This window comes from Salipiger marinus (genome assembly GCF_900100085.1).
GTDB classification, from domain to species: Bacteria; Pseudomonadota; Alphaproteobacteria; order Rhodobacterales; family Rhodobacteraceae; genus Salipiger; species Salipiger marinus.
The window spans coordinates 1-10,800 of the sequence record NZ_FNEJ01000047.1 but is presented as its reverse complement, the minus strand read 5'-3'; the positions used below and the strand labels follow the sequence as shown (position 1 = coordinate 10,800).

Genomic DNA, 10,800 nt, shown 5'->3' with positions numbered 1-10,800 from the left:
CGAGGCAGCCTGATAGCCGCCGTGACCCACGTCTGCACCATGGAATACGTCGCCAAGATGCTCGGCGAGGATCTCGAAATGCTGGAAGAGATCGTCGCGAACGACGACAACCTCAGCTACGGAGCCATCATCAGCGTCCACACGGGGCGGGACGAAGCTCTCACGGCGCTGACCGACGACGGCATCGAAGAGCTGAAGGACATGCTCGCAGACGCGCGCCGATCATCCCAAACATGGAGCGACTTCCTTGAGGACTTCGTCGGAGAGCCCGAGATCATCGCTCGCGTCAAGCAAAACGGACCGCGGTAGCAACCGGGCCGTTACTATAGACCGCCTTGAAGACCGAAACTGCACCGACCGTTCCGATGAAGAGGGCCACGGGAGCCGAAAGCCAGGTGAGCGCCCCGGCGACCATAAGGATGCCGGCGAAGGCCTCTCCGAAGGGATAAAGATAGCCGTAGCGCACCCAGCGGCGCGCCAGCAGGTCGTAATTCAGGAACATGGTCGAAAAGCTTTCGACGTCCTGAAGTTTCTGCACTGCAAGCAAGCACATCGAGATCGAGATGAACCATTCCAGCGCACGCAGGCTGAGGATGGTTCCAAAGCTGTACCACGACAGGCCGAGCGCCATCAGAAACGCGATGGCAAAGATCGCGATCACCGGCTGATAGGAGGTGTCCGAGCGCTCGCTTTCCGGCGCGTCGAGGCCGAAATGGACCCGCAGATCGTCGTAGCCGCCAATCCGCTTGTCGCCGATCCAGGTCTGCGGCGTGGTCTCGACCCCGTGCTTTTCCATGAAGGCATCGGTTTCCTCACGTGTCGTCAGGTGATGATCCTCGACCTCGTACCCTTCCCGTTCGAGCAGGTCTTTGGACTTGAGACCATAAGGGCAAAGATGATCCTGCATGACCATCCGGTAGAGTTGGGCTGATTTCGATGCGTCTTTCGGCATGGTGTTTCCTCCAGTTTCTGGTTCAGGCACCGCAACCGTAATATCCGCGATACCCTGCACGCAGACCGGACCCAAGTTCGAGAACGAGATCGGCGTCCTGCATTTCGCCACTATTTGCGTCCAATGTGCCGGTTCCGCTCGGCGCGCTCAACGCCACTGTCATGCCCTCCGTGCCCCAAGTGCTTCCGGCGTCGCCAGCCTCCAGCCGCACCAGATCGCCGCTGATCTTGGCGAGAGCTACACTCCCACCGTCGATGCGGCCCACCGCCAGCGCAGGCCTGCTTGTGGTGGTGTAGGTGAACGTGCACGCGGCGCCGCCGGGAAACATCTGAGCAATGTCCTCCGAAGTAAGAAATTCGAGGTCGAGAATGGCGACTTCCGGGGTTGATAGCGCCTCGTCGAGGCTCACGATCTGCGCCGGTCCGCTTTCTGACTGTGCCGGACTGTCACCGTTGGCGTCGATATCGTTCACCAGATAACGCATCTCGGCGATTTCCTTGTCCTGCGCATAGATGATCTCATCCGCCAGCTTGCGCACGCGCGGGTCCGAGATATCGGCGCGGCTGGAGGTCATGATCGCGATCGAGTGGTGCGGGATCATTGCCCGCATGTAGCTGGTGTCGCCCACCGTCACCTGGCTGCGGACCAGCCAAAGGGAGGCGGCAAAGACCACAACGGCACCGATGAAGATGGCGGCGTTAGCCATCTTGCTGGAATACATCGACAGCATGAAGCCCAGCATGATGATCGCCATGGTGGCACCCATCAGGAGAGCCATGTAGGCCCGCGTTTCCGACCAGAACACATGCGTCCAGAGGTAGGTATTGAGATACATCAGACCGAACATGACGACGGTAGATGTGGCGATCATCGCGAAAAAGCGGCCATATGACATGAAGTTGTCCTCTCTCGAAATCGTGAAGTCTAAAGGTGGAACAACTTTCCCGCGCTGGAATGTTCCGAAATAGCTGCAGCCAGTCGCACCTTATGGGTGGCGCTGCCCGCTGCGGGACGTATCTAAGCCCGCTTAATCCGCTGCCCTGGCGGTCCGGGTCTTATCCTCTTCCATCGCCAGATCTGCGAGAATCGGACAATTAGGCCTGTGATCGCCAGCGCAGGCATCGACAAGGTGCGACAACGTCGCGCGCATCTCGGTCAGTTCTGCGATTTTCCGGTCGATCCGGTCGAGGTGTTCCTCGGCGATCTGCTTGACCTCCGCGCTGGCGCGGTCGGTATCGGCATAGAGTTTCAGCAGGCTCCGGCAGTCCTCGATGGTGAAGCCAAGCGCACGCGCTCGCCCGAGAAACGCCAACTTGTGGACGTCGCTCTGCCGAAAGCTGCGATAACCGTTCGCGCTGCGCAGCGGCTCGACCAGCCCGATGTCCTCGTAGTAGCGGATGGTTTTCGCGGGAAGGCCGGACAGGTCGGCCACGTCTCCGATATTCATGATCGTCTTCTCCTTGTTTTCATTCAGCCGGAACGGGGGACAGGCGGGGGTCGGTCACGGCCTTCGCCGCCTCGTCCATCGCCGGGCGCACACGGCGCAGGCGCAGCGCGTTCGTCAGTACGAAGACCGAGCTGAGCGCCATCGCCCCCGCCGCCAGCACCGGCGACAGCAGCAGGCCCGACACCGGGTAAAGCGCCCCCGCCGCAACCGGGATCAGCGCGACATTGTAGCCGAAGGCCCAGAACAGGTTCTGGCGGATGTTGCGCATGGTGCGCCGCGATATTTCCAGCGCGTTGACCACGCCGCGCAGGTCGCCCGACATCAGCACCACGTCGGCGGATTCGATGGCGACGTCAGTGCCGGTGCCGATGGCGATGCCCACATCCGCATGGGCAAGCGCGGGCGCGTCGTTGATGCCGTCGCCGACGAAGGCGATATGCTGGCCCGTGCCACGCAGTTCATCCAGTGCCGCGACCTTGCCGTCCGGCAGCACGCCCGCGATCACGTGGTCGATGCCCGTCTCCCGCGCGATGGCTTCTGCCGTCTCGCGCTTGTCGCCGGTGATCATGGCGACCTTCAGGCCGAGATCGTGCAAGGCGCGGATGGCCGCGGCGCTGGACGGCTTGACCGGATCGGCTACGGCGATCATGGCGGCAACGCGTCCGTCGATAGCGGCGTAAAGCGCGGTACGGCCCTGTTCGGCCAGGCGGCGTTCCGCGTCCGCCAGCGCGCCGATGTCCAGCCCTTCGCGGGTCATCAGACGGTCGGCCCCCACCAGCACCTCGCGGCCCGCGACCTCGGCCCGGACACCGTGGCCGGTGATGGACGTGAATTTCTGCGCGTCGTGCCGAGCAACGCCCTCGGCCTCCGCCGCCCGCAGGATGGCCTCGGCGATGGGGTGTTCCGACCGCGCCTCGACCGCCGCGACCAGAGCCAGCACCTCGGCCCGTTCAAATCCTTCTGTTAGCACCAGATCGGTCAGTTCGGGACGTCCTTCGGTCACCGTGCCGGTCTTGTCCAGCGCGACCACATCGACCGTCGAAAGCTGTTGCAGGGCGTCACCCTTGCGGAACAGCACACCCATTTCGGCGGCACGGCCGGTGCCCACCATGATTGAGGTCGGCGTGGCCAGCCCCATCGCGCAGGGGCAGGCGATGATCAGCACGGACACACCCGCGACGAGCGCATAGGACAGGGCGGGCGATGGCCCGACCAGCAGCCAGACGATCACCGTCAGCAGCGCCAGCGCCATGACCGCGGGCACGAACCACAGGGTGATCCGATCCACCAGACCCTGGATGGGCAACTTGGCCCCCTGCGCCTCTTCGACCATACGGATGATTTGCGCCAGCGTCGTATCCGCCCCCACGCGCGTCGCGCGGAACTGGACAGCACCGGTGCCGTTGACGGTCCCGCCGGTGACGGGATCGCCCACCGACTTGGCCACAGGCACCGGCTCGCCGGTGATCATGCTCTCGTCGACGCGGGCGCTGCCTTCGGTCACTTCGCCGTCCACGGCAATCCGCTCTCCGGGGCGCACGAGCAGGATGTCGCCCGCGGCGATGCGCTCGATGGCCACGTCCTCAGGCTCTCCGTCCACCAGCACGCGGGCGGTCTTGGCCTGAAGGCCCAGCAGCTTCTGGATCGCTGCGCCGGTGCGGCCCTTGGCGCGTGCCTCCAGCCAGCGGCCCAGCAGGATCAGAACGACGATCACCGCCGCCGCCTCGAAATAGACGGCGCGCGACCCTTCGGGCAGCAGCGCGGGCGCGAAAAGAGCGACCAGAGAATAGAGATAGGCGGCAGAGGTGCCGACCGCAACAAGGCTGTTCATGTCCGGCGCACGCTTGAGCAGGGCTGGAAACCCGCGCGTATAGAAGCTGCGCCCCGGCCAGAACAGGACCACGGTGGTCAGACCGAACTGGATCAGCCAGCTTGTCCGATGGCCGATCGTGTCGCCGATCAGACCATGCATGCCGGGGATCAGGTGCGCGCCCATTTCCAGCAGAAACACAGGCAGGGCGAGGGCCGCCGCCAGCGCGGTCCTGCGAGCCAGCGTCCGCGCCTCTTCATCCTTGCGGGCACTCGTGTCTTCCGGCGCGCTGTCCTGCGGCAAGGTCGCGGGATAGCCTGCGTCACCCGCCGCCTTCAGCAGGTCCGCAACCGCAACCGAGCCTTCGAGATACGTTACCGTCGCAGTTTCCGATGCCAGATTGACGTTCACGTCCAGCACGCCCGGCACCGCCGCCAGCGCCTTGTCCACCCGCCCAACGCAGGACGCACAAGACATGGAGGCCACGTTCAGGCGAATGCTCTGCGTACGGGCCGGATAGCCAATCTCTTCCAGCTTTTCGACGATGTTCGAAATGCGCCCTTGCGCGTCGATCTGCGCCTTGGCCGTCTCGCTGGCAAGGTTGACGTGAACGTCGCTGACACCCGGCAAGCCGGAAAGCCCACGCTCCACCCGCCCGACGCAAGAGGCGCAGGACATGTTCTGCAGGGAAAGTCGAAGGGTATGCGAATCCGACATGGGTGACTCCTGATCCTGGTCCTCCGAGAGATAGGGGTTCCATTCGCTGGAAGGTCAACAGATGCATCGAGGAATTTTTTCGGGCATTGACCTTCCCATAGGGGAACGACCTAGATGGCAGCAGTAAGAAGGAGATCGTGATGATCAGGTTCAGCGTGCCGGACATGAACTGCGGACATTGCACCGCGTCGATAGAGAAGGCCATTGTGACGATAGACCCACACGCGACTGTCACCTGTGACCTGACTGCGCGTTCCGTCGAGGTAGATAGCGCATTGGATGAAAGCGCTCTGAAGGCAGCGATTCACGATGCGGGCTACGGATCGCAAAGACTGAGTTAGTCCCGGCACTTCCAGTCATTACTGAAGTACTCACTACCATTTTCGCGTCTTCTGTCTGACTGGTGAACGTTGCTATGTATCTATTGCGCAACAGTTTTGAGCGCTCGCAGCGAGAATTCGCCAGCCTCGCTAAAATGTGCCAAACCTTCCCGCGCTGTAAGCGTTGACTAATTTGTCAAAACGTCCAGGTTACTATCCATGAGAATGCGTGTCGCCACTTCGGTATGGGTGAAATTCCTCACTTGCTTCGCTTTTGCGTTGGCATTGGTTCTGTCTCCACCTTCTGCGGCACACGCGGCCTCGGGAATGCATGATGGTCAGCATTCTGGATCGATCAGCTCCCTTCTCAGCAAACCGACAGCTGGTCAGGGAACCGATATCCACGCCGACCACATGAAACACCCGGCGACAGTTGACGTGGATGACATATCCTCCGACATGGGTGAAACAGAGCAACAATCAAATCAGTGTTGTAACGGAATATGCATATCTGTCGTCATTCCAGACGCAGACTTGGTATTCCCGGATCCTATTGCGGCGAAAGAATATATGATCCTGAGCGGTCAGACGCATTCCGTCGAAACATCAGGGTTTCTGCGGCCCCCTCGATTCCTGATCTGAAACGGCGCCCAATCCGGGTGTGAGCCTTGCGCAGACTCTGCGTGAGACATCGTTCATCAATCAGGTTACCTTCATGAAAATTCATCTACTTATGGGGGCTTCGGCCCTCGGGCTTGGCGCATGCGCCTATGAGCCTACCCCTTTGCCCTCCGTTGCGACACAACAGGCTGTCGTCAACGCGACCGTTTCGTCTCCGATCAGCTATCAAGATCCATTGGCTGGCTACACCTATCGTGGTCCGACCGGCCCCCGTGATTGGCGTTCCGTCAATCAAGAGCAGACGGAGGGCAACTGATGCGGGTATCTAAGATTCCGCTGGTTCTTGGCTTTCCCCTAATTTTGGGTGCCTGCGCTACCTCTGTACCGGGTATCTACACGGAACCGAAAGCCGGCTTCGCCAACATTTCCAGTCAGGTCACACCGGCCATCGGCAAACGGACGGCCTTCGCCGAAACCCAGGCCGAAAACGAAGCTCTCAAGAAACAGGTGCACAGCATGGTGCATCGGAAGACGATCTCGGCCGATACGGCGGTTCAGGTTGCGCTGCTGAACAATAAGGGTCTGCAAGCGTCTTACGCCAATGTTGGCCTCTCGGCCGCTGAGGCTTGGCAGCAATCGACGCCGGAAAACCCGATCGTCTCAATTGGTGTCTTGGGAATCGGTGCGCCTGAACTCGGTGCCTACAGGGCGATCGAAGGGCTGATCCGGTCGAACGTCCTCGATGCCACCACGCGCAAACAGCGCATGGCCATTGCTGATGCAAGCTTCCGGCAGGCTCAGCTCAATGCCGTGAATGACACACTTGCACTGGCCAATCAGACGCGAAAGGCATGGGTCGATGCAGTCGCCGCCTTCGAGGCAGTGAGCTATCTGCGGCGCGCGAAAGCGACCTCTGACGCCGGCTCGGAACTGGCTATGCGGTTGGGCGAGACCGGCGCACTCAACAAAGCTGGGCAGGCCCGCGAACAGGCATTCAATGCCGAACTGGCGGGGCAACTTGCACAGGCACGATTGAACGCCACTCGGTCCAAGGAGGCTTTGACCAGGTTGATGGGTCTCTGGGGCACCGAAGTCGATTACTATGTGCCAGATGCCCTTCCTGCACTGCCGCGTTCTGTCGGCCGTGTGACCGACATCGAGGCAAAGGCGCTCCGAAACCGGGTGGATCTCCGTGTTGCCAAACTTGGCCTGGAAGCGCAGGCCAAGGCGTTTGGGCTGACCGATCAGACCCGCATTGTCAGCGATCTTGAGTTCATTGCCGGGTTCGAGGCGGAGCGGGAAATTGAGGACGGAGAAACGGAAACCGTGACCACCCCTCAGGTGGAAGTGGAGTTCGCGATCCCGATCTATGACACCGGCAAGGCCCGGATGCGCAAGGCGGAATTGTCTTATCTACAAGCGGCCAACGTGCTCGCAGAGAAGGCCGTGAACGTCCGGTCCGAAGCGCGCGGTGCTGAGACTTCCTATCATGCCGCCTATAAAATCGCGCGCCACTACCGCGACGTTCTGGTGCCGCTACGCACGACCGTCGAAGAAGAGGGTTTGCTGTCTTACAACGGCATGATCACCAACACTTTCGAGCTGCTGACTGATGTGCGCGAGAAACTTGGCGCATCCCTGGAAGCGGCAAACGCAAAACGCGAGTTCTACATGGCACAGGCCGATCTGACCGCTGCGATCTATGGCGGCGGCGAAGGCGGCGGTGGTGCTGGTGGAGAAGGCGCAACGCTTGCCGCCGGTGGCGGCGCAGGACACTGAAAGGAACTGACATGTTGAACAGACGTCAATTACTCGGAGCCGGCGCCGCAGGTGCAACGCTGGTCTCTTCAAAAGCCTGGGGTCAAACCCTGAACATGGGCCTCCCCGAAGCCGCGCAGATGGACAGTGCGGCAACGGCGATTACGGCGCGTCCGTCGTCAGGGCCGGACTACACACCTGTGGTCACGCTGAACGGGTGGACCCTGCCGCACCGGATGAACAACGGGGTCAAGGAATTTCACCTCGTCGCCGAACCGGTAGAGCGCGAACTTGCAGACGGCATGATCGCGCATCTATGGGGTTACAACGGCCAGTCCACCGGTCCAACGATCGAAGCAGTCGAAGGCGACCGGGTCCGCATCTACGTCACCAACAAGCTGCCGGAAGGCACCACGGTGCATTGGCACGGGCTCATCCTGCCCTCGGGCATGGATGGGGTCTCCGGGTTGAGTCATCCCAGCATCCCGCCAGGAAAAACGTTTGTCTACGAATTCGACTTGGTGAAGTCCGGCACGTTCATGTACCACCCCCATGGCGACGAAATGACCCAGATGGCGATGGGGATGATGGGCATGTTCGTGGTCCATCCCAAGGATCCCACCTTCATGCCGGTGGATCGCGATTTTCTGATCATGCTGAATGCCTTTGACATCGATCCCGGCACATACGTGCCCCGCATCATGACGATGACGGACTTCAACCTGTGGACGTGGAACAGTCGGATCTTCCCCGACATCGATCCGCTGGTCGTGAACAAGGGCGACAAGGTGCGAGTACGCGTCGGCAACCTCACGATGACAAACCACCCGATCCACATGCATGGCTATGACTTCAAGGTCACCTGCACGGATGGTGGCTGGGTGCCGCCAGAAGCGCAATGGCCGGAGGTCAGCATCGACATCCCCGTGGGCGCGATGCGCGCCTATGAGTTCGTCGCAGACCATCTGGGTGACTGGGCGATTCACTGCCACAAGTCGCACCACACGATGAATGCCATGGGTCACGATGTGCCGACGTTCATCGGGGTCAACAAGAAGCCGCTGACCCAGAAGATCCGTCAGTTCCAGCCGGAATACATGCCCATGGGCATGTCCGGCATGGGGGACATGGCGAAAATGGAAATGCCGCTGCCTGACAACACGATCCCGATGATGACGGGTTGGGGGCCCTACGGCCCCATCGAGATGGGCGGCATGTTTTCGGTCGTAAAGGTGCGGGACGGCATCGACGCGGACGATTACTCCGATCCCGGCTGGTACGAAAATCCTCCGGGCGAGATGGCCTACGAATGGACTGGCGAATTGCCCGAGTTCGCCTCGAACAACAGTCCCAAGACCATTCTCACACCAAAACCAAACTCGGAGGGCTGAACGGCCCTTCGTCGACTCCAACCAAACCAAACCTACAGGAAAACCAAATGAAAAAACTTCTTCTGAGCACCTCTCTCGTCCTTTTCGCTTCAACGGGGGCTTTCGCTGACGTTGGTCATGCCAAAATGGCCGTCGGTATGCCCGGCCATACGGCAAAAGTCGACCGGTCGATTGATGTAACCCTGCTTGAAAACGACGAAGGCGAAATGCTGATCGAGAGTGAGGAGATGACCATCAAGCAGGGTGAAACCATCCGCTTCAACATCACGAACAAGGGTGAGCTGGAACACGAGTTTGTTCTCGACACGCTGGAAAATAACGCCGAGCACAAGATCGAAATGGCCAAGATGGACATGGAACACGACGACCCGAACCGTATCCGTCTTGATCCGGGTGCCACGGGCGAGGTCGTCTGGACGTTCGCGAATGCTGGTACGTTCGAAGCCGCGTGCCTGATCCCGGGTCACTACGAATCCGGCATGCACCGAGCGGTCTCAGTGGGGGACCAGATGGCTCAGGCTGACGTGGAATACACGAGCGGGACCATCAAGAAGATCGACGCCAAGGCCGGCAAGGTCACAATCATCCACGGCCCTCTGGTCAACCTCGATATGCCCGCGATGACGATGGTATTCCGCGCGGACGAAGCGATGATGGCCAAGATGGCGGAAGGACAGGACATCGAGTTCGTCGCCGACCGGGTCAAGGGCAAGCTTACTGTCACGCAGATGAAGTGAAGATAGACAATGGGGCCGAGGCGAACACGCCCGGCCCCAACGCTTTGAGGCAATAAAATCAAGCGCTACGGAGGTAGCCGAGCATTATGAATTTCCTGATAATCTGCACCGCCGCCCTTATGCTTGTCTTTCCGGCTTTCTCAGTGAACGCTTCCAGTGGCAAAGGCCAGCAACCTCATGCGCGGGCCTTTGAATTGCCTGGCCATGATGCGATCGGGAATGAGGTGCCCCTAGATTTGTAGACGCTTTGCCTCCTTACTTTGAGCCGAGGAGGCGACCATGGGGACAAGCAACTACAGCGACGAGTTCAAGCGGGACGCGGTGCATCAGATCACGGTGCGCGGATATCCGGTTCGGGAGGTGTCCCGACGCTTGGGGGTCAGCAAGTATTCTCTCTACAAGTGGGTGAAGCTGTTCGGGGAGCCCTCGCCGAAGCCGGGCGTGGACCACGAGGCTGAGAACCGGCGCCTGAAGCGCGAGCTGGCTCGGGTGACCGAGGAGCGCGATATCCTAAAAAAGGCAACGGCGTACTTCGCGCGCGAGTCCCAATGAAGTACGCCTTCATCCGGGCGCATCGCGAGGAGTTCGGCGTCCGGGCCATGTGCCGGGTGCTGCGGGTCCACTTCTCCGGCTTCTATGCATGGCTCAGGGAGCCGCTGAGTCATCGCGCACAGGAAGATGCACGGCAGACCGAGCTGATCCGGCAGGCCTGGGCAGAGAGTTGTGAGTGCTGGACGTAATCTCCCCAAAAGCGCTGGATGAAATTTCCCCAGTTTGGCGCTGTTGCCGATGGTCCGGGGGGCATGCCCCCCGGACCATCGGCGGCGCAGAATTACCCCTGCTGATGCCAAGGGAAGGGCGCGCAGGTGGTGGAACTGAGGGAGATCGTGATGATCTTGGAATTGAAGCGGCAGGGCCTCGGCGTCAGCGCGATCGCGCGGCAAACCGGGCTGGACCGCAAGACGGTGAGAAAATACCTCGAGCGCGGGCTTGAGGCGCCGGTCTACGGGCCGCGCGAGCCGGAGGAGCGCTTGGCTGACAAGTATG

At 60.8% G+C, this 10,800-nt stretch carries 11 protein-coding genes and 1 pseudogene; 8 read left to right on the top strand and 4 right to left on the bottom strand.

Annotation, left to right across the window (positions count from 1 at the left end):
- Nucleotides 1-309: hypothetical protein (locus BLR51_RS26035; protein ID WP_242656858.1), on the top strand; the 309-nt coding region annotated here is incomplete at its 5' end.
- Here BLR51_RS26035 and BLR51_RS26030 read toward each other — a convergent pair.
- From BLR51_RS26030 to BLR51_RS26015, 4 genes are all read right to left on the bottom strand, one after another.
- Nucleotides 287-952, bottom strand: a complete 666-nt coding sequence (locus BLR51_RS26030) for a glutaredoxin domain-containing protein (protein WP_242656857.1) — start codon at nt 950-952, stop codon at nt 287-289. The two genes, BLR51_RS26035 and BLR51_RS26030, sit on opposite strands and share 23 nt — an antisense overlap.
- A gap of 22 nt (nt 953-974) precedes the next feature.
- A complete protein-coding gene (locus BLR51_RS26025; RefSeq protein WP_089852434.1) occupies nt 975-1,847 on the bottom strand; it encodes a DUF305 domain-containing protein in 873 nt (290 codons plus the stop codon).
- 132 nt (nt 1,848-1,979) lie between these two features.
- A complete protein-coding gene (gene cueR / locus BLR51_RS26020; protein ID WP_037941731.1) occupies nt 1,980-2,399 on the bottom strand; it encodes a Cu(I)-responsive transcriptional regulator in 420 nt (139 codons plus the stop codon).
- A gap of 19 nt (nt 2,400-2,418) precedes the next feature.
- Complete coding sequence (locus BLR51_RS26015) at nt 2,419-4,926, bottom strand: heavy metal translocating P-type ATPase (RefSeq protein WP_089852432.1); 2,508 nt, start codon at nt 4,924-4,926, stop codon at nt 2,419-2,421.
- A 140-nt stretch (nt 4,927-5,066) separates the two neighbouring features.
- On the opposite strand from BLR51_RS26015, the gene BLR51_RS26010 reads away from it, so the two are divergent.
- The 7 genes and pseudogenes from BLR51_RS26010 to BLR51_RS25965 form a co-directional block, all read left to right on the top strand.
- Nucleotides 5,067-5,267 (top strand): heavy-metal-associated domain-containing protein, encoded by a 201-nt coding sequence (locus BLR51_RS26010; RefSeq protein ID WP_009815466.1) that lies wholly within the window; start codon nt 5,067-5,069, stop codon nt 5,265-5,267.
- A gap of 198 nt (nt 5,268-5,465) precedes the next feature.
- Nucleotides 5,466-5,888 carry a hypothetical protein gene (locus BLR51_RS26005; protein WP_089852430.1) on the top strand — a complete coding sequence of 141 codons (423 nt, stop codon included), beginning with the start codon at nt 5,466-5,468 and terminating at the stop codon, nt 5,886-5,888.
- 294 nt (nt 5,889-6,182) lie between these two features.
- Nucleotides 6,183-7,646: a TolC family protein gene (locus BLR51_RS25995; protein WP_089852428.1), complete on the top strand. Its 1,464-nt coding sequence runs from the start codon at nt 6,183-6,185 to the stop codon at nt 7,644-7,646.
- A gap of 11 nt (nt 7,647-7,657) precedes the next feature.
- Nucleotides 7,658-9,016, top strand: a complete 1,359-nt coding sequence (locus BLR51_RS25990; RefSeq protein ID WP_110506225.1) for a multicopper oxidase family protein — start codon at nt 7,658-7,660, stop codon at nt 9,014-9,016.
- Between the two features lie 47 nt (nt 9,017-9,063).
- The gene (locus tag BLR51_RS25985) at nt 9,064-9,753 is read left to right on the top strand and encodes a copper-binding protein (RefSeq protein ID WP_089852425.1); all 690 of its coding nucleotides are present in this window, start codon (nt 9,064-9,066) and stop codon (nt 9,751-9,753) included.
- Nucleotides 9,754-10,032: 279 nt separating this feature from the next.
- Nucleotides 10,033-10,475: pseudogene (locus tag BLR51_RS28375) on the top strand (transposase); the annotation flags it as partial.
- 144 nt (nt 10,476-10,619) lie between these two features.
- A partial coding sequence (locus BLR51_RS25965) for a helix-turn-helix domain-containing protein (RefSeq protein WP_131821895.1) occupies nt 10,620-10,800 on the top strand: 181 nt, incomplete at its 3' end.